20 protein-coding genes are annotated in these 18,709 nt (G+C 69.3%); 6 read left to right on the top strand and 14 right to left on the bottom strand.

The genetic code is table 11. From position 1 onward, the window contains the following. The first annotated feature begins 143 nt into the window (after positions 1–143). A complete protein-coding gene (locus ASE48_RS01355) occupies positions 144–815 on the top strand; it encodes a FadR/GntR family transcriptional regulator (RefSeq protein ID WP_057165201.1) in 672 nt (223 codons plus the stop codon). Beyond that, positions 812–1,609 carry an ABC transporter ATP-binding protein gene (locus ASE48_RS01350; RefSeq protein ID WP_057165200.1) on the top strand — a complete coding sequence of 266 codons (798 nt, stop codon included), beginning with the start codon at positions 812–814 and terminating at the stop codon, positions 1,607–1,609. Before ASE48_RS01355 ends, ASE48_RS01350 begins: the two co-directional genes overlap by 4 nt. Here ASE48_RS01350 and ASE48_RS01345 read toward each other — a convergent pair. The 11 genes from ASE48_RS01345 to hisD are packed head-to-tail and all read right to left on the bottom strand — an operon-like array spanning position 1,606 to position 11,857. Next, a complete protein-coding gene (locus ASE48_RS01345) occupies positions 1,606–2,601 on the bottom strand; it encodes a hypothetical protein (RefSeq protein ID WP_057165199.1) in 996 nt (331 codons plus the stop codon). The two genes, ASE48_RS01350 and ASE48_RS01345, sit on opposite strands and share 4 nt — an antisense overlap. Beyond that, entirely contained in the window at positions 2,591–4,261 is a 1,671-nt protein-coding gene (locus tag ASE48_RS01340) for an HsdM family class I SAM-dependent methyltransferase (protein ID WP_057165565.1), read from the bottom strand. The genes ASE48_RS01345 and ASE48_RS01340 overlap by 11 nt, the downstream gene beginning before the upstream one ends. A 32-nt stretch (positions 4,262–4,293) precedes the next feature. Beyond that, complete coding sequence (locus ASE48_RS01335) at positions 4,294–5,409, bottom strand: CPBP family intramembrane glutamic endopeptidase (RefSeq protein WP_057165198.1); 1,116 nt, start codon at positions 5,407–5,409, stop codon at positions 4,294–4,296. Positions 5,410–5,466: 57 nt separating this feature from the next. Continuing rightward, a complete protein-coding gene (hisI, locus tag ASE48_RS01330; protein ID WP_057165197.1) occupies positions 5,467–5,814 on the bottom strand; it encodes a phosphoribosyl-AMP cyclohydrolase in 348 nt (115 codons plus the stop codon). Next, the gene (gene hisF / locus ASE48_RS01325; RefSeq protein WP_057165196.1) at positions 5,814–6,587 is read right to left on the bottom strand and encodes an imidazole glycerol phosphate synthase subunit HisF; all 774 of its coding nucleotides are present in this window, start codon (positions 6,585–6,587) and stop codon (positions 5,814–5,816) included. The genes hisI and hisF overlap by 1 nt, the downstream gene beginning before the upstream one ends. 1 nt (position 6,588) lies before the next feature. After that, complete coding sequence (locus ASE48_RS01320) at positions 6,589–7,401, bottom strand: inositol monophosphatase family protein (protein ID WP_057165195.1); 813 nt, start codon at positions 7,399–7,401, stop codon at positions 6,589–6,591. Then, complete coding sequence (gene priA, locus ASE48_RS01315; protein WP_057165194.1) at positions 7,401–8,135, bottom strand: bifunctional 1-(5-phosphoribosyl)-5-((5-phosphoribosylamino)methylideneamino)imidazole-4-carboxamide isomerase/phosphoribosylanthranilate isomerase PriA; 735 nt, start codon at positions 8,133–8,135, stop codon at positions 7,401–7,403. Before priA ends, ASE48_RS01320 begins: the two co-directional genes overlap by 1 nt. 23 nt (positions 8,136–8,158) lie before the next feature. Continuing rightward, positions 8,159–8,785: an imidazole glycerol phosphate synthase subunit HisH gene (gene hisH, locus ASE48_RS01310; RefSeq protein ID WP_057165193.1), complete on the bottom strand. Its 627-nt coding sequence runs from the start codon at positions 8,783–8,785 to the stop codon at positions 8,159–8,161. Between the two features lie 2 nt (positions 8,786–8,787). Then, positions 8,788–9,396 (bottom strand): imidazoleglycerol-phosphate dehydratase HisB, encoded by a 609-nt coding sequence (hisB, locus tag ASE48_RS01305; RefSeq protein WP_057165192.1) that lies wholly within the window; start codon positions 9,394–9,396, stop codon positions 8,788–8,790. Beyond that, positions 9,393–10,547, bottom strand: a complete 1,155-nt coding sequence (locus tag ASE48_RS01300) for a histidinol-phosphate transaminase (RefSeq protein ID WP_057165191.1) — start codon at positions 10,545–10,547, stop codon at positions 9,393–9,395. Before ASE48_RS01300 ends, hisB begins: the two co-directional genes overlap by 4 nt. Then, positions 10,544–11,857 (bottom strand): histidinol dehydrogenase, encoded by a 1,314-nt coding sequence (gene hisD / locus ASE48_RS01295; protein WP_057165190.1) that lies wholly within the window; start codon positions 11,855–11,857, stop codon positions 10,544–10,546. Before hisD ends, ASE48_RS01300 begins: the two co-directional genes overlap by 4 nt. A 66-nt stretch (positions 11,858–11,923) precedes the next feature. Here hisD and ASE48_RS01290 point away from each other — a divergent pair, with 66 nt between their 5' ends. After that, positions 11,924–12,346 carry a nitroreductase family deazaflavin-dependent oxidoreductase gene (locus tag ASE48_RS01290; RefSeq protein ID WP_057165189.1) on the top strand — a complete coding sequence of 141 codons (423 nt, stop codon included), beginning with the start codon at positions 11,924–11,926 and terminating at the stop codon, positions 12,344–12,346. Between the two features lie 35 nt (positions 12,347–12,381). After that, positions 12,382–13,017, top strand: coding sequence for a LysE family transporter (locus tag ASE48_RS01285; protein ID WP_057165188.1), 636 nt, complete (start codon positions 12,382–12,384; stop codon positions 13,015–13,017). A 16-nt stretch (positions 13,018–13,033) separates the two neighbouring features. Here ASE48_RS01285 and nadC read toward each other — a convergent pair whose 3' ends face one another. The 3 genes from nadC to nadA are packed head-to-tail and all read right to left on the bottom strand — an operon-like array spanning position 13,034 to position 16,571. After that, positions 13,034–13,903 (bottom strand): carboxylating nicotinate-nucleotide diphosphorylase, encoded by an 870-nt coding sequence (nadC, locus tag ASE48_RS01280; protein WP_235570585.1) that lies wholly within the window; start codon positions 13,901–13,903, stop codon positions 13,034–13,036. 26 nt (positions 13,904–13,929) lie between these two features. Continuing rightward, a complete protein-coding gene (locus ASE48_RS01275; protein ID WP_057165187.1) occupies positions 13,930–15,525 on the bottom strand; it encodes an L-aspartate oxidase in 1,596 nt (531 codons plus the stop codon). Next, positions 15,522–16,571 carry a quinolinate synthase NadA gene (gene nadA, locus ASE48_RS01270; protein WP_057165186.1) on the bottom strand — a complete coding sequence of 350 codons (1,050 nt, stop codon included), beginning with the start codon at positions 16,569–16,571 and terminating at the stop codon, positions 15,522–15,524. The genes ASE48_RS01275 and nadA overlap by 4 nt, the downstream gene beginning before the upstream one ends. Before the next feature lie 48 nt (positions 16,572–16,619). Here nadA and ASE48_RS01265 point away from each other — a divergent pair, with 48 nt between their 5' ends. Both ASE48_RS01265 and ASE48_RS01260 read left to right on the top strand, forming a co-directional pair. Then, entirely contained in the window at positions 16,620–17,312 is a 693-nt protein-coding gene (locus tag ASE48_RS01265; protein WP_057165185.1) for an NUDIX hydrolase, read from the top strand. A 43-nt stretch (positions 17,313–17,355) separates the two neighbouring features. Beyond that, positions 17,356–18,708, top strand: coding sequence for a lipase family protein (locus ASE48_RS01260; RefSeq protein ID WP_057165184.1), 1,353 nt, complete (start codon positions 17,356–17,358; stop codon positions 18,706–18,708). The last annotated feature ends 1 nt before the right edge of the window (position 18,709 follow it).

Here is an 18,709-nt window from a genome sequence, read left to right as displayed (position 1 = left end):
TGAAAATCCGACCGGCACGACGTGGCCCCACGACAGGGGGCCGGTCGGTCAGGCCCTGCCGAGGCGGCGAAGGAGAAGCTGGCGCGTCATGATGGCTAGACTGTACCTCAACTCCTCAGACAAGTAGAGAGGTTGGGGTCACGATGGCCGCTCAGGTCCAACGCCACCCGCTGGCGGCCCAGGCCGCGGAACTGCTGCTGACCCGCATCCGCGACGGCGAGTGGCCGCTCGGGCACCGAATCCCCGGCGAGACCACGCTGGCCGCCCAACTCGGCGTCGGACGCTCCACCCTGCGTGAGGCCATCCGCGAACTCGCCGGCCGGGGGGTCCTGGAAAGCCGGCAGGGTGCGGGGGTGTTCGTCACCGCGGTAGATGCCACCGAGGACTGGGATGCCGTGCTGCGGCGCACCACGATCGCCGCGGTCATCGAGGCCCGCATCGCCATCGAGGCCGAGGCCGCGGCGCTGGCCGCCACCCGCCGCACCCCCGCGGACCTGCGCGTCATCCGGCGCACCCTGGCCGCCCGCGGCGTCCGGGGTCAGTCGGTGCCCGCACACGTGGACGCCGATATGGCGTTTCACCGCGCGGTGATCGCCGCCGCGCACAACGACGTGCTCTCCGGACTCTTCGATGCCTTCCTGCCGCGACTGCGCACCGCCATGATCGACATGCTCAAGATCGCACCGGTGGCCAGCGAGCCCGCTGACCACGCCTGTCACCAGGAACTGGCCGCCGCCATCGCCGCCCGATCCCCCGTTGCGGCGGCCGCGGCCAGCCGCACCCACCTGAGCGCACTCAAGGAGTCCTTCGCATGACCCCCGTCTTGGAGATCACCGATGTCACCTTCCGTCGCGACGGCAAGCAGATCATCGACGGCATCTCGTTGACGGTGCAGGCCGGCGAACATTGGGCGCTGCTGGGACCCAACGGCGCCGGTAAGAGCACGCTGCTGGGTTTCTGTGCGGCGGTGACGTTTCCGAGCAGCGGCACCGTGCGCATCCTGGGCGGCCAGATGGGGCGCACCGACCTGTCCGTGTTGCGCCGATCCATCGGGCACGTCAATCCGCGGCACCGGCTGCAATACCCGCTGACGGTGCGCGAGGTGGTGCTCACCGGATTCACTGCCACCGTCGACACCGCGGCACGCTGGACCCCCAGCCCCGAGCAGGTGCGCCGCGCCGATGAACTGATCGACACGGTCGGACTGTCGGCGCGCGCCGACGCCACCTGGCCGACGCTGTCGCAGGGCGAGCGCGGAAGGTCGTTGATCGCGCGCGCCCTGATCGCCGAACCGCAGCTGCTGCTGCTGGACGAACCCAGCACCGGCCTGGATGTGGCCGCCCGCGAGCAACTGTTGGAAACCATTGACACCCTGGATGTCACCCATCCCGAGATGGCGTCGATCCTGGTGACCCATCACCTGGAGGAACTGCCCACCAGCACCACCCATGCACTGCTGATCGGTGAGGGCCGCACGGTGGCCATCGGACCGGCGCAGAGCACCGTCACCACCGAGCATGTCAGCGACGCGTTCCGGCATCCGGTGACGGTGGGTTTCGCCGACGGCCGGTGGAGCGCACGGGCGAAAGCCAGCTCGCGGATGATCTAATCGACCGGCGCCTGGTCGCGGCGGCGGCGCGCCTCCCGGTGCCGGGTCACCGGCGAGGTGTCGATGACCCGGTTGGCCATGATGGCCAGGAACCTGGCCGGCTGCAGTTGCGGTGGCACCACATCGTGGCGGATCGCGATGTCGGGCAGCGCCGCGAGCGCCTCGTCGACCGCGGCGGTGGCCACGTCGACGATCTCGAAAAGCATTTCCGATTCTGCCTTTTCGACGCTGTCCACCTCGTCCTCGGGGGACTCGACGCCCTCGGCCTCGTAGTCGATCATGACCAGTGCGGTGGCGTGATAGGCGTCGTCCTCGGTGCCCAGCTTGCCCAGCAGGTCGATCAGCCATTCGGCCTTGTCCGGTTCGGAGGTCAGGATGGTCGACCGCAGCCCGTAGACGAAACCCAGCGCCGCCAGCGGGTGGCGCAGCCGCAGGTTCTTGGCGTCTCCGTAGCTCTCCTCGACGCGGTTGGCGGCGTTCTTGCCGAAGCTGGAATCCATCCGCTTGGTGCTGATCAACAACTCCGGTCCGGTATCCCAGTCCGACATGACCACGTCGACCTGTTTCATGTAGTGCTTGCCGAGCACGCTGGCGCTGGAACCGACGGTGCCCTTCATGGAGCGCCCGAGCCGCGCCTCGATGAGCTGACGTTCCCGCTGCGGCAGCGCCTCGAGCAGACTGGCGATCGCGCCCGGCATGATGCGCGGGTCGGTGGGCCGCGGCCACACCGCATCCGGTTCGAAGCCGGCGCGGCGCAGCTCGTAGGACATCCACACGTCCAGGGCCAGCGCGGGCACCCCGGTGGTCGACGGCGCGTCCAGATACAGCGGCACCCCGAGCAGTTTGCGCAGCACCTTGAAGTCGGGACGGAAGGTCAGCGTGTCGGCGACCCGCAGCCACGGGTTGGTGTGCACCCCGGCGGGCGCGGCGTCGGCGACGATCCGGTCGAAGATGGCCCACGCGGTGGCTTTGGTGGAAGGCTCAGCGGGCACGCCGCGACCTTACCGCCCTTCTGGAGGCCAGCGAATGGCGCGCGGCCTGAACCGATTCCAGGTCGGTCTCCAGGTCCAGCGCTTCGTCGATGACGCCGACGGCATCGAGCAGCCTGCCGCGGGCCAGCAGCGCGGCCACGGTGCGCCGGGCGGCCCGCAGTTCGGTGGCGCGGGCGGCGATCAGCTCCGGGGCGGGCACCAGCCAGCGATCCGCTTCGCGCGGTTCGATTTTCAGCACACCGCCGCCGTAGGCACGGCCCACCATCTCCGCGTGCAGCACGGTCACCGAGTTCAGTGCGGCCAGCGGCAACAGATCGCGGCCCAGTGCGGCCACCTCGTCGCGCAGGTACACCCCGTGCACCGAATTGAGGTGATGCGCGGCGGCCCGGTTGGTGACCAACCGCGGGGTGTCGGCATTCATGCACGTCAGTAACAGGTCGGCGGGTTTCACCAGCGGCACCTGGTACCAGGGCGTGCGGACCCGGCATTTGTAGGCCAGGTGCACCCCGGCGGCATGGCCGGCCTCGACGTAACGCTGCGCCGGGGCCGAGAGCCGCCCGGTGGGCCGGAACATGTGCACCGAACGTCCGTCGGCACCCAGCGCCGCGAGCTGGTTCGTCGACAAGGTCAGCCCACGCAGGTGCGCGCTTCCCGGCGGGGACAGGCTGAGCAGATCGGACGGGCGCAGCCCGAGCTCGGCCACCCGGGCCGGGGACAGCGCGAAGAAACCGTTGTTGCCGGTCACCATGCCCAGCGTGGTGTCACCCCAGTCTTCGAGCGTGCTGAACCGGCCATCGTCGTGCAGGCCGTGCAGAATCTCGACGGGCCGGTTGCCGATGAGGCCGCTGACCCACTTGTCTGCCGGATCGACCGGAGACCAATGCCGTTGCACCAGTTCGGAAGTCAGGGATTCGGCATTGCGGGCCCGGTGGATGACGGCATGCCCGGACGGTCCTGCCCCGAAACCGTCGGCCAGCAGCAGCACCACATCGGCCTCGGCCCCCGGGAAGACCTGCTCGTCGAACATCACCAGTTCCACGCTGGCGAACCGGTCGAACAGGAACTTGCGCACCGCGGCGGCGTAATTGACGCTGAGCAGCTCGGCGGGCAGCACCAGCGCCATCCGCCCGCCGGGACGCAGGAACAACGCGGCGTGCACGGTGAAGGCAGCCCAGCTGGAGGCCAGCGCGGACAACGTGACGCCGGCCTTGAGCGCCGCGCGCCGGGACTGGGCCCGCTGGGTCCCGCGGAAATCCTGATAACGGATATAGGGCGGGTTGCCCAGCACCGCCGAATAGGTGGGTTTGGGCGGGATATCGAAAAAGTCCGCGGTGCGGACCCGTGCCCTGCCACCGGCCTCGGCCACCCGGCGCCGCGCTGTCGCGACGCTGGCGGGATGGATCTCCACACCGTCGAGATCCGGGTGGTCGGCGCCCAGACGGCGTAACCGTTCGGTGGCCGCGACCAGGAAGGCGGCATCACCGGCCGACGGTTCGAACACCGCGTCCTCGGGTGAGCGCACCGCCCAGTCGGCCAGGTACCGGGTGATCTGCGGTGGGGTGAAGAACGCACCACGCGCCTTGCGGGTGGCGGCGGTATCGATCGCCGGGTCGTTCTGCACCCGGTCATTGTGGACGACGGCACCGACAACTCGGCGCATGACCACGCCATGGCGGTCACCGCCATGCGGTATCAGCTGCTCACGGTCGCCTCGGAGACCGGGCCGCACACTTGAGGTTCCAGCAGCGGCCGGCGCGCGAACCGCTCGAACCAGATTCGCCGCACCGCCAGGATGAAAAAGCTCAGTGTGCCGATCAGCAGCAGGGCCAGCACCCCCACGACCGCCATGGCGAGGTAGCCGCCCACCAGCTGCTCACCCGGACGCGGGTTCGGCACGAGCAACAGCGCCGACACGACCGTCATGACGTTCTGCAGTCCGTGCGCCAGTATCACCGGCCAGAGCCTGCGGGTGCAGTACACCAGGAAGAGGCTGAACCCGGACCAGATTGTGCACCAGAGGATTACGACTCCCACGGCGGCGGCAGTGTCGGCTCCGGCGCCCGCCGCGTAATAGAGATGGATACCGGCGCGTGCCAGCGAGCTCAACCAGAGCGCTGCCAGAAAGTTCGGCAATGTCAGCCGCGGCCACAACAGCACTGCCGCACCGACGAACACCGGCTCCTCGGCGACACCCGCCAAGCCGACCTCGACGGCCGTGAGGAACCACTGCTCGGCGCCCTGCGCGCCGAGCGGGTAATCCACGTCGGGCACTTCGAGTAGCCCGATCAACGTGTGTTTGGTGAGATTGGCGGCGATCAACACCACCAGGAAGGCCAGCGCCGCCGCACAGCCCAGGCTCAGACCGCGCCACCAACCACGAAAGCCCGCCCTGGCCGGCACCGGCTCGTCGCGCGACACCCAGGCTCTGATCACGAAGAAGGTCCACACCGCCAGCGCCGGACCGCCGAAGACCATCACCATCAGGTCCCAGAGACGCATCGGCGGAGGCGAATACGGCGCACCCGCGGTCAGCTCGTCGAGTGCGACGAACACCCAGGCCGCCTGGGTGGCCGCGAACGCGCACAGGTAGGCGCCCACCCGGGTCCAATTGTTCAGCGGTTGCCGCCGCAGCACCAGCACGATCAGCACTGCGGCGGCAAAGGCCGCCAGCACGATCACCGGAATGCTGAACCGCTGGGGAAAGCCCCGCATCGACAGGGCGGTCAAGGCCGTGGCCGCACCCCACCAGGCGGCCAGCGCGGCCGGCGCGGTGAGAATCGCATCCGTGCGAGGCGTCGATTCGGACATGACCCATTGTCGAGCTGCGACGGATCAGGCCATGGAGTACCGCGGTACTCGACTTTCCTACTTTTCGGACGGCAGCAGCAGGTCCGCGTCGAAGCAGCTGTGATCACCGGTGTGGCAGGCTCCGCCGACCTGATCGACCACGAGCAGGATGCTGTCGCCGTCGCAGTCCAGCCGGACCGAATGCACGTACTGGGTGTGCCCGGAGGTGGCGCCCTTGATCCACTGTTCGCCACGCGAACGCGAGAAGTAGGTCGCCTCGCGGGTTTCCAGGGTCCGGGCCAGCGCGTCGTCGTCCATCCAGGCGACCATCAGCACATCGCCGCTGCCGTGTTCCTGCACCACCGCGGTGAACAGACCGGCCTCGTTGCGTTTCAGGCGGGCCGAGATGGCGGGGTCAAGTGACATCATCGGACCTCTATCCCGTCGGCGGCCATGGCGGCCTTCACCTCGCCGATGGTGAGCTCACCGAAGTGGAACACGCTGGCGGCCAGCACCGCATCGGCCCCGGCCTGCACGGCCGGTGCGAAATCGCCCACCGCGCCCGCGCCGCCGCTGGCGATCACCGGCACGGTGACCGCGGCGCGCACCGCGTGCAGCATCGGCAGATCGAAACCGGCCTTGGTGCCGTCGGCGTCCATCGAGTTCAGCAGGATCTCCCCCACCCCGAGTTCGGCTCCGCGGCGGGCCCATTCGACGGCATCGATCCCGGTGCCGCGACGGCCGCCGTGGGTGGTGACCTCCCAGCCCGACGGGGTCGGTTCGGACCCCGCGGGGACCGTGCGGGCATCCACGCTCAGCACGATGCACTGGGAACCGAACTGCCTGGAGAGCTCGGCCAGCAGTCCCGGTCGCGCGATCGCGGCGGTGTTCACCGACACCTTGTCGGCGCCGGCGCGCAGCAAGGTGTCCACATCGGCCACCGAGCGCACCCCGCCGCCGACGGTGAGCGGGATGAACACCTGCTCGGCGGTGCGGCGCACCACCTCGAGCATGGTGGAGCGTCCCGCCGAGGAGGCGGTGACGTCCAGAAAGGTCAGCTCATCGGCGCCCGCGGCGTCATAGGCGGCCGCCAGCTCGACGGGATCGCCCGCATCCCTCAGGTTCTCGAAATTCACGCCTTTGACGACGCGGCCGTCATCGACGTCCAGGCACGGAATGACCCTGACCGCCACACCCATCTCAGTAATCCTCCGGGGAACCCGCGGCGGCCACCAGCGCCAGAATCTGCTCGTGGATGCCCGGCGCGCCGGCCAGCGCCGACTTCGATTCGGCCGTCCACGGTTGCCCCGCGAGATCGGTGACGATGCCGCCGGCGGCGCGCACCAGCGCCACCCCGGCCGCGTGATCCCAGATGTGGTGCCCAAAACTGATCGCGCCGCCGAGCACTCCGGCGGCGACGTAGGCCAGATCGACGCCGGTGGCGCCGTGCATGCGCACCCGGGACGACACCCGGCTCAGGTTGGCCAGCACCTCGGCCCGGTAGCGGCCGGGGAACCGGCCACGCGAGTCGATGTTGTAGGTCTGGATGCCGACGATCGAGTCGGTCAAGGTGGACTGCTTCAGGGCGGGAAGCTCGGTTCCGTTGTCCCGCACGGGCCCACCGGCCGCCGCGATGTAGCGGTTGCCGGTGAACGGCAGCCAGGTCAGCCCGCCGACCGGCTCACCGTCGGCAAGCAGGCCGAGCAGGATGGCGGCCATCGGCGAACCCGCGGCGTAGTTGAAGGTGCCGTCGATCGGGTCGAGCACCCACACCAGCTCGGAATCGATGGGGGCTCCGCCGAACTCCTCGCCGTGCACCCCGATACCGGTCTGTTCGGTGAGGGCCGCCACCACGCGTCGTTCGATGGCCAGATCCACTTCGGTCGCGAAATCGTTGCCCTGCTTGCGGACTGCGGAATCGGCCCGGTGTCCGTCGATGAACGCCGCCGACACGTCGTCGAGGACTTCTGCGGCGGTCGCGAGCAGAGCGGCGAGCTTCCCGGGCTCGACCATCAGCCGCTGACCGCGCTGAGCGCCTCGGGCAGCGTGAACCGCCCGGCGTACAGCGCCTTCCCGACGATGGCTCCCTCGACGCCGCGGTCGGTCAGGGTGGCGATGGCCCGCAGGTCGTCCAGGCTGGACACCCCGCCGGAGGCGATCACCGGTGCGTCGGTGCGCTCGGTCACCGAGGCCAGCAGTTCCAGGTTCGGCCCGTTGAGGGTGCCGTCCTTGGTGACGTCGGTGACCACGAAGCGCGAGCAGCCTTCGCCGACAAGACGTTCCAGGACCGGCCAGAGGTCACCGCCATCGGTCTCCCAGCCGCGGCCACGCAGCCGGTAGTCGCCGTTCTCCAGCTTCACGTCCAGCCCGACGGCCACCTTGTCGCCGTGCTCGGCGATCGCTGCGGCGCACCACTGCGGGTTCTCCAGGGCCGCGGTGCCGAGGTTGACCCGCCGGCATCCGGTGGCCAGCGCGGCCTTCAGCGTCTCGTCGTCACGGATACCGCCGGACAGCTCCACCGCGACATCGAGTTGCCCGACCACGTCGGCGAGCAGTTCGCGGTTGGAACCGCGCCCGAACGCGGCGTCCAGATCGACCAGATGGATCCATTCGGCACCGTCGCGCTGCCAGCCCAGCGCGGCGTCCAGGGCGGAGCCGTACTCGGTTTCACTGCCGGCGACGCCTTGAACCAGGCGTACGGCGCGGCCCTCGACGACGTCGACGGCGGGAAGAAGAATTAGGGACACGTGCGGTTACCTTACTTGCCTCGTCAGCCGAGGCTCTCGACCCAATTGCGCAGCAGCGCCGCACCGGCGTCGCCGCTCTTCTCGGGGTGGAACTGGGTGGCCGCCAGCGGCCCGTTCTCCACCGCGGCCAGGAACGGCACCTGGTGCGTCGCCCAGGTCAGCCGCGCATCGGCGTCACCCTCCCAGGTCTGCGCCGCGTAGGAATGCACGAAGTAGAACCGGGTGTCGGCGTCGAGACCGCGGAACAGGGTGCTCTCGGCGGGTGCGTCGACGACGTTCCAGCCCATGTGCGGAATGACCGGCGCATCGAGCCGGGTCACCGCACCCGGCCACTGGGCGCAGCCGTCGGTCTGGACACCGAACTCGACCCCGCGGGTGAACAGGATCTGCATCCCGACGCAGACGCCCAGCACCGGGCGTCCCGCCGCGAGGCGCTTGGCGATGATCTGCTCGCCACCGATATCGCGCAGGCCCGTCATGCAGGCCTCGTAGGCCCCGACCCCGGGGACCACCAGACCGTCGGCCTCGAACGCCGCGGACGCGTCCGCGGTGACCTCGACATCGGCACCGGTGCGCTCCAGGGCGCGCTGCGCCGAACGCAAATTGCCGGATCCGTAGTCCAGCACGACAACTTTTCGCGAACTCTCCACGTCTACAGGGTGCCTTTGGTGGACGGCACCCCGGACACCCGCGGATCGAATTCCACGGCCTGGCGCAGCGCGCGAGCCACGGCCTTGTACTCGGCCTCGGTGATGTGGTGCGGATCGCGGCCGTAGAGGGTGCGCACGTGCAGCGCGATGCGAGCGTTGTAGGCCAGCGATTCGAAGACGTGCCGGTTGATCACGGTGTGGTACGGGGTGCTGGAACCGGCAATGGTGAACTCCACCATGTAATCCGGTTCGCCGGTGTGCACGAAGTAGGGCCGGCCGGAGACGTCGACGGCGGCGTGCGCCAGTGTCTCGTCCATCGGGATGTAGGCATCGCCGAACCGCCGGATGCCCTTCTTGTCCCCCAGCGCCTGACCGAGGGCCTGGCCCAGCACGATCGCGGTGTCCTCGACGGTGTGGTGTCCCTCGATCTCGACGTCACCGCGCGCCTGCACGCTGAGATCGAAACTGGCGTGGCTGCCCAGCGCGGTCAGCATGTGATCGAAGAACGGCACGCCGGTGTCGATGTCGACCTTGCCGGTGCCGTCGAGGTCGATCTCCACGACGATGTCGGACTCCCTGGTCTTGCGTTCGACTTTCGCGCGGCGGGTCATGAGGCTCCTTGGATGTGGGCTGTGCTGGTCGAGACGGTACCGAGGACGCCCGATTCGGCGATCTTGGCGCTGACGTCGAGCAGCAGATCGTTCTCGTCGATCAGGCCGATGGTGGTGCGCAGGTATCCGGGGATGCCGACATCGCGGATCAGCACCCCGGCGTCGAGGTAGCTCTGCCAGACCGCCGGCGCATCGTCGAATCCGCCGAACAGTACGAAGTTGGCATCGCTGGGGATGACCCGGAAACCCAGGCCGGTCAACGCCGCGGCGACGCGTTCACGCTCGGCGATCAGGGTGGCGACGCTGCCCAGGGTGTCATCGGCGTGCCGCAGCGCCGCCCGGGCGGCGGCCTGGGTCAGCACCGAGAGGTGATAGGGCAGCCGGACCAGCAGCAGGGCGTCGATGACCGCGGGATCGGCGATCAGGTAGCCCAGCCGGCCGCCGGCGAAGGCGAAGGCCTTGCTCATGGTGCGGGTGACGATGAGCTTGGCCGGGTAGTCGGCGACCAGCTGCACCGCGCTGGGCTGCGAGGAGAACTCGCCGTAGGCCTCATCGACGATCACCACGCCGGTCGCGGCGTCGAGCACCCGGCGCAGATCGTCGAGTGAGACGCTCTGTCCCGATGGGTTGTTCGGGCTGGCCAGAAACACCACATCGGGTGACTCGGCCGCCACCGCGGTGACCGCGGCATCGGTGTCCAGACCGAAATCTCCGGCGCGGGAGGCTTCCAGCCACGACGTCTGGGTGCCGTCGGAGATGATCGGGTGCATCGAGTAGGACGGCACGAACCCCATGGCACTGCGGCCGGGCCCGCCGAAGGCTTGCAGGATCTGCTGCAGGATTTCGTTGGAACCGTTTGCGGCCCAGACATTCTCGACGGTGACCTCGACACCGGTTTGGCCGGCCAGGTAGGTGGCGAGGTCGGTCCGCAGCGCGACGGCGTCCCGGTCGGGATACCGGTGCAGATCGGACGCGGCGTCACGGACCGACTCGGCCACATCATCGATGAGGGCCTGGGTGGGCGGGTGCGGGTTCTCATTGGTGTTGAGCCGCACCGGCACCGACAGTTGCGGTGCACCGTACGGTGTCTTGCCGCGCAGGTTGTCCCGCAACGGCAGGTCATCGAGCGTGATCTTCGAGATGGTGCTCACCTTTCGAACCGACGTCGGACAGCTTCGCCATGCGCCGGCAGGTTCTCCGCCTTGGACAGCGTGATCACATGACCGGCAACATCTTTGAGTGCGGCCTCGTCGTACTCGACGACATGGATACCGCGCAGAAAGGTCTGTACCGACAGCCCGCTGGAATGGCGCGCACACCCGGCGGTGGGCAGCACATGGTTGGAACCGGCGCAGTAGTCACCGAGGCTGACCGGCGACCAGGCGCCGACGAAGATCGCGCCCGCCGAACGGATCCGGCCGGCGACGGCGGAGGCGTCCTCGGTCTGGATCTCCAGGTGTTCGGCCGCGTAGGCGTTGACGACCTTGATTCCGGCGTCCACGTCGTCCACCAGCACGATCGCGGACTGCCTGCCGGTCAGCGCGACGGTGACCCGCTCGCGGTGCGTGGTGGTCTCGAGCTGCGCGACCACCTCGCGGTCGGAGGCATCGGCGAGTGCGACGCTGTCGGTGACCAGCACGCTGGCGGCCATCTCGTCGTGTTCGGCCTGGCTGATCAGATCGGCGGCGATGTGCCGGGGATCGGCGGTGTGATCGGCCAGGATGGCGATCTCGGTAGGACCGGCCTCGGCGTCGATGCCCACCTGGGAGCGGCAGATGCGCTTGGCGGCGGTCACGTAGATGTTGCCGGGCCCGGTGATCATGTCCACCGGGGCAAGTTCGGCCCCGTCGGTGTCGGTGCCGCCATAGGCCAGCAGGGCGACCGCCTGGGCACCGCCGACGGCCCACACCTCGTCGACGCCCAGCAGTGCGGCCGCGGCCAGGATGGTCGGGTGCGGCAGGCCACCGAACTGGGCCTGCGGCGGGCTCGCGATCACCAGGGACTCGACCCCGGCGGTCTGGGCCGGCACCACGTTCATGACGACGCTGGAGGGATAGACGGCGTTGCCGCCCGGTACGTACAGTCCGACCCGCTCGACCGGCACCCAGCGCTCGGTGACGGTCGCGCCCGGGGCCAGCGTCGTGGTGGTGTCGGTGCGGCGCTGATCCGCGTGCACGATGCGGGTCCGGTCGATCGCGACCTCGAGGGCGGCGCGCACGTCGGGGTCCAGCTCCGCCAGCGCGGCCTGCAGTTTCTCGCCTGATACCCGCACCGTCGCGGGACGCACACCGTCGAACGTCTCGCCGTACTCCAGCGCTGCGACGGCACCGCGCTCGGCGATGTCGTCGACGATCGGACGGACCTTCGGGACCACCGAGTCCACATCGACACCGCCGCGCGGCAACGTCGTCCGCAACCGGGCTGCGGACAGGTCCGCGCCCCGCAGATCGATGCGGGTCATGAGGGATCGTGGTGACGTCACGGGTCTATTGTCCCAGAGCAGGCCAAATCGAATTCGGGAGCCATCATGTCCGCGTCACCGTCACGTAAAGAGCACCCCAACAACGCCTCCGGCGTGCCGATGCTGGTGCCGCCGGCGCTGGAGAGTTTCCAGATCAAGTACATCAACCCGCTGATGACGCCGATCAGCAAGAAGCTGCCCGGGCTGAGTGTGATCACGCACACCGGGCGGACCTCGGGGAAGCGGTACGAAACCCCCGTCACGTCCTACCGCAAGGGCAACACCCTGGCCATCGGACTGATCCACGGCAAGACGAACTGGGTGAAGAACGTCCTGGCGGCAGGGCAGGCCGACGTCCGGGTGTCGGGGAACGATCTGCACCTGGTGAACCCGCGGGTCCTGCCCGCCGGGACGGCGGATCCGTCTCTGCCGTTCCTGGCTCGCCTCATGCTCCGCAAGTCCGGGGTGTTCGTCGCCGACATCGCCTGAAATCTCGGTTGACCGGGCCTGCCACACTTTCTCCCATGACCTGGCAGGTGTGGCTGGCTTTCCTCGGTGCGGCGATCGTGATCAGCGTGGCGCCGGGCCCCGGCGCGGTGCAGTCGATGGCCACCGGTATGACCGAGGGGTTGCGGCGCGGCTGGTGGAGCGTGTTCGGCCTGGAGATCGGCCTGATGCTGCAGCTGGCACTGGTCGCGGCCGGCGTCGGTGCGATCGTCGCGGCGTCGGCGCTGGCCTTCACCGTGATCAAGTGGCTCGGGGTGGCCTACCTGGCGTACCTGGCGATCCGTCAGTGGCGCACCGCCCCGCGCGACCTGCGCGAACAACTCGGTTCTTCGACCGGCAGCAGCCGCCGCGGCCTGGTCGCGCGCGGATTCCTGGTCAATGCCACCAACCCCAAGGGACTGGTGTTCTTCCTGGCGGCACTGCCGCAGTTCGTCGTGCCGTCCGCGCCGCTGCTGCCGCAGTACCTGGCCATCGGGCTGACGATGATCGTCGTCGACATCGTGGTGATGGGCTTCTACACCGGGCTGGCCGGACGGCTGATGAACTGGCTGCACAACGCTCGGCAGCAGACCGTCCTGAACCGTGTCATCGCCGCGATGTTCGCGGCCGCCGCCGTGGTGCTCTCGCTGGTGCGTCGCGGCGCAACCGCCTGAGCGGGGCTTATCGGCCTCAGGTGTCCAGGCCGATATCGAGCACCCGCACCGAGTGCGTCAGCGCCCCTACGGCCAGGTAGTCCACGCCGGTGCCGGCGTAGTCGGCCGCCGATTCCAGTGACAGTCCGCCCGAGGATTCGAGCAAGGTCGCGGGTGCGCGGGTGTCGCGGCGCTGCACCGCGATCTGGGTCTGCCACACCGGGAAGTTGTCCAGCAGAATCAGTTCCACCCCGGCGCCCAGCACATCGTCGAGTTGCTCCAGTGAATCGACCTCGACCTCGCAGGGCAGGTCCGGCGCGGCGGTCCGCACGGCGTGCAGGGCGGCCAGCACCGAGCCGGCCGCCGCGACATGGTTGTCCTTGATCAGCGCGGCATCACCGAGCCCCATCCTGTGGTTCACCCCGCCGCCGACCCGGACCGCGTACTTCTGCAGGAATCGCAACCCGGCCAACGTCTTGCGGGTGTCCCGGATCTTGGCTCCGGTGCCCTCGACGGCATCCACCCAGTGCGCCGTCGCGGTCGCGATACCGGACAGATGGCAGACCAGGTTGAGCATGGTGCGCTCGGCGGTGAGCAGTCCCTGCGCGGGCGCGGTGACGCGCAGCAGCGACTGACCGGCCTCCAGACGGGCACCGTCCTGCACCCGGTCCAGCACGGTGTAGCCATCGGCGCCCAGCACCTCGTCGAGCACCAGCAGTGCCAGGTCGACACCGGCGATGACGCCGGGTTCGCGGGTCGCCATCGAGGCGGTCGTGGTGGCGTCGGCGGGCACTGTCGCCAGGGTGGTGACATCCGGCCCGTAGCGCAGATCCTCTTCCAGAGCGCGGGCGACGACGGCCCTGGCCTCGACGAGTTCGGCTGCCGACAGTCCTGTCGTGGTGGTCACCTGCGCTCCTTCGGTCATGTGCGTCATCAGCCGGCCCCGACCGGGGCGGCGACGGCGGGGGCACCGGCGGCATCGGTGCGCACCGAGATGCTGACCGCCTGTGCGGCATCGGTTTCGGGATGGTCACCGCGGTGATGGCAGCCGCGTGATTCGGTACGCGCGAGCGCGGCCGCGGCGATGGCGCGTGCCGTCATGGTGAGCGCGGCGTCCTCGGCGGTGCCGCGGTCGGCGACGGCACGCTGTGGCGCGTCCGCCAGCATCGCGGTCAGCTGGTGCAGGCCATCGGCGTCGCGCACCACCGAGGCGTGCCGGCTCATGGCGTGCTGCAGCGCATCTCGCGCCAGCACGGGCAGTCGCACCGCGGCCGGTGCGGCCGCTGTGGTCGGTCCGGACTCCTGGGAGTGCATCGAGGCGGCACGCCCGGCCCGGCCGCCGACGACGAGGCCTTCGAGCAAGCTGTTGGACGCCAACCGGTTTGCGCCGTGCATACCGGTGCGCGCGACCTCACCGGCGGCGAAGAGCCCGGCCAGTTCGGTGCGCCCGTGCACATCGGTGCGCACCCCGCCGCAGCTGTAGTGCGCGCCGGGCACCACCGGGATCGGCCGTGCCGCCGGGTCCACGCCGGCGGCCAGACACGCCGCGGTGACGGTCGGGAAACGCCGACGCACATCGTCGATACCGGTGGCATCGAGGTACACGCAGGGGTCCCCGGTCTCCCGCAGTCGTGCGTCGATCGCGGCCGCGACCACATCACGCGGTGCCAGGTCGCCCAGCGGGTGCACCCCGGCGGTGATCGAATTGCCCTGGCGGTCCACCAGAACGGCACCCTCACCGCGCAGCGCCTCGGAGATCAACGGGCGGCGCCCGCCGGCCGGCCCGGTGTACAACATCGTGGGATGGAACTGGACGAACTCGATATCGGTGACGCTCAGCCCGGCCTGCAACGCGAGCGCGACACCGTCGCCGGTGGATCCGTCGGGATTGGTGGTGGCGGCGTAGAGATGGCCGAGCCCACCGGTGGCCAGGATGACCGACGGCGCATGCACGATGCCCGGCCCGTCACCGCTGTGCACCAGCACGCCGGTCACCTGGTCGCCGTCGTGACAGACCTGTAGGGCGACGTGGTTGCGCCGGATATCCAGGTGGGTGGCAGCGTGATCGAGCGCGCGCTGCACTTCCGCACCGGTGGCGTCCCCGCCGGCGTGGATGATCCGGCGCCGGCTGTGCCCGCCCTCGCGGGTCAGCGACCAGTGCCCCGGTGCGGACTCGTCAAATCGGGCCCCGGCATCGACGAGGTCGGACACCGCCAGGTAGCCGTCGGCGATGATGGAACGCACGGCGTCCACATCGCACAGCCCACCACCGGCCGCCACGGTGTCGGCGACATGCGCCTCCACGGAATCTCCGCCCTCGCGGAAGGAATCGGGCAGGACGACGGCGATACCGCCCTGGGCATAGAACGTGGCGGTCTCGGCAATCTTGGAGAGCACCACGACCTTGCGGCCCTCCCGGACCGCGGCCAGCGCGGCCACCAGTCCGGCGACACCGGTGCCGATGACCACGACGTCAGCGCGCTGCTGCCAGTACCCGGCTCCCCCACAGGATGCCGAGACGGCGGTCATTCCCCGCCGCCGGGCTGCCCGATCTCGATCATGCGCTGCACACTGGCCTGCGCCAGCTCGGCAGTCTCCAGGTCGACGTGCACCTCGTCGGCGCCTTCGACCAGGCAGCGCAGCAGCGCGGCCGGGGTGATCATCTTCATGTAGCCGCAGGAGGCCCGGTCGTTGACCGCGAGGAACTCGACATCGGGTGCGGCGCGGCGCAACTGGTGCAGCATGCCGACCTCGGTGGCCACCAGCACCTGGCGGGCGTTGGTCTCGCGGGCGGCGTCGAGCATGCCACCGGTGGACAGGATCTTCACCCGGTCCTCCGGGACCGCTCCCTCACCCGCGAGGTACAGAGCCGATGTGGCGCAACCGCATTCGGGGTGCACGAACAGCTCGGCGTCCGGATGGGCACGGGCCTGGTCGGCGAGCTCGTCACCGTTGATCCCGGCGTGCACGTGGCATTCGCCGGCCCAGATGTGCAGGTTCTTGCGGCCGGTGACGCGCCGGACGTGGGCGCCGAGGAACTGGTCCGGGCAGAACAACACGGTGCGGTCCTCGGGGATCGAGGCGACCACCTCGACCGCGTTGGACGAGGTGCAGCAGATGTCGGTGAGCGCCTTCACCGCGGCGGTGGTGTTCACGTAGGACACCACGACGGCGTCGGGGAACTCGTCCTTCCACTCGCGGAGCTGGTCGGCGGTGATCGAGTCGGCCAGTGAGCAGCCGGCGCGCTGATCCGGGATCAGCACCGTTTTCGCGGGCGCCAGGATCTTGGCGGTCTCGGCCATGAAGTGCACACCGCAGAACACGATGGTGTCCTCGGAGGCCTCGGCCGCGATGCGGGACAGCGCCAGCGAATCGCCCACGTGGTCGGCGACGTCCTGGATGGCGGGCAACTGGTAGTTGTGCGCGAGCAGCGTGGCGTTGCGCAGGTTCGCCAGCCGGCGGACCTCGGCCGCCCACTGGCCGTCGCCCACCACACCGGCGTAGCCGCCGGGGCCGTCGACGATGCGTGCGGCGAGAACGCTGTCGTGCGCTGCAGTGCGATCCAGGACCGTCATGGCAGTCTCCTTTGTGCCAACAGAGGTTTTCGACTTACAATCGAAAACATGCCATATGGTAGCACCGACCACGAAGTGCTCGCCGTCGTCCTCCAGGTTCGTCAGCTGACCACGAAAAACCCGCAGCTCAGCGTGTTGCTGTGGGAACGGGCCATGGATCCGGAGCGCGGCGCCTGGGCGCTACCCGGCGGACAGCTGCGACACGACGAAGACATGATCAGTTCGGTCAGGCGTCAACTCGCCGAGAAGGTCGACCTGCGCGAGCTGACACATCTCGAGCAGTTGGCGGTGTTCTCCGACCCGCACCGGGTACCGGGTCCGCGCACCATCGCCTCCACCTTCCTGGGGCTGGTGCCCTCCCCCGCCACCCCGGAACTGCCACCGGACACCCGCTGGCACCCGGTGTCCGCCCTGCCGCCGATGGCCTTCGACCACGGCACCATGGTGGCCAACGCGTGCTCGCGGTTGATCGCCAAGCTGTCCTACACCAACATCGGATTTGCGTTGGCGCCCAAGGAGTTTGCGCTGTCAGCGCTGCGCGACATCTACAGTGCCGCGCTCGGGCATCCGGTCGATGCGACCAATCTGCAGCGCGTGCTGGAGCGGCGCAACGTCATCACCAGGACCGGGACCACCGCACGCTCGGGGCGCAGCGGGGGCCGGCCCGCGGCGCTGTACCGGTTCACCGAATCCCGTTACCGGGTCACCGACGAATTTGCCGCATTACGCCCGCCGGGGTGAGTCGGACTGGATTCTTAGACCCTTCTTAGGCAACAATGCCCGGATGGACTTTGGCAGCACTGCGGCCGCGCCCGACGCCGAATGGATCGGAGCCGTCCCGCACGAGGCGCTGGACCGCTCCGCGCGCCCACAGCTGCCCAAGGATGATCCGTTCTACCTCGCCCCGGCCGGCTTCCAGCACGCCACCCCGGGCACCGTGCTGCGCAGCCGGGACGTCGAACTGGCCTTTCTCGGACTGATCCCCCAGCAGGTGCGCGCGGTACAGCTGCTGTACCGGACCACGGATATGAACGGCAACCCCGAAGCGGCCGCCACCACCGTGGTCATGCCCGCCGAACGGGGACCGGAGCGCATCTGTCCGCTGGTCTCCTACCAGTGCGCCATCGATGCCATCTCATCGCGCTGCTTCCCGTCCTATGCGCTGCGCCGGCACGCGGTGGCACCCGGCGCGGTGCCGCAGTTCGAGATGCTGCTGGTCGCCGCGGCCGTCGCCGAGGGCTGGGCGGTGTCCGTCCCCGACCACGAAGGCGTCAACGGCAACTGGGGCACCCCGTACGAACCCGGCTACCGCGTGCTCGACGGGGTGCGTGCGGCCCTGGGCTCCGAGCAACTGACGCTGTCGGACAAGGCGCCCATCGGGTTGTGGGGCTATTCCGGTGGCGGTCTGGCCAGCGCATGGGCCGCCGAGATGAGCGGCACCTACGCACCCGAACTCAACATCGTCGGCGCCGTCCTGGGTTCGCCGGTCGGCGATCTGGGGCGCACCTTCCGCAAGCTCAACGGCACCTTCGCCTCGGCGTTGCCCGCGTTGGTGGTCGCCACTCTCGCCGACGTCTACCCGGGACTTCAGCGGATCATCGCCGAGCACGCCAGCGAGAACGGCCGGGCCCTGCTGGACCGGTTGCACCACATGACCACCGTCGAGGCCATCGTGCGGCTGTGGCGCACCGATATGGGCGACATGCTCGATCAGCCGCTGGAACAGATCCTCTCGACCCCAGAGGTGCAGCACGTCTTCGCCGACATCAAGCTCGGTGTCGCGGTGCCCACCCCGCCGGTGCTCATCATCCAGGCCGTGCACGACGAGATCATCTCCGTCGACGGGATCGACGAGCTCGCCGAAACCTATGCTTCCGGCGGCGCCCACGTCACGTACCATCGCGACGCGTTCAGCGAGCATCTGCTGCTGCACCCGATGTCGGCGCCGATGGCGCTGCGCTGGCTCTCGGATCGCTTCGCCGGCCGCCCGCTCGGCGAGCACCTGGCCCGCACCAAGTGGCCGACCATGTTCAACCCGTCGACCTACAAGGGAATGGCACGGCTGGCCGTGATCACCGCCAAGGTGCTGACGGGGCGCACAGTGCATCGCCTGCCGCTGTCGGTGCTCGACCGCTGAA

The sequence above is a fragment of the Mycobacterium sp. Root265 genome (genome assembly GCF_001428895.1).
Taxonomy (GTDB): domain Bacteria; phylum Actinomycetota; class Actinomycetes; order Mycobacteriales; family Mycobacteriaceae; genus Mycobacterium.
The sequence above is the reverse complement of the archived record's forward strand: the minus strand, read 5'-3'. Positions and strand labels throughout refer to the sequence as shown.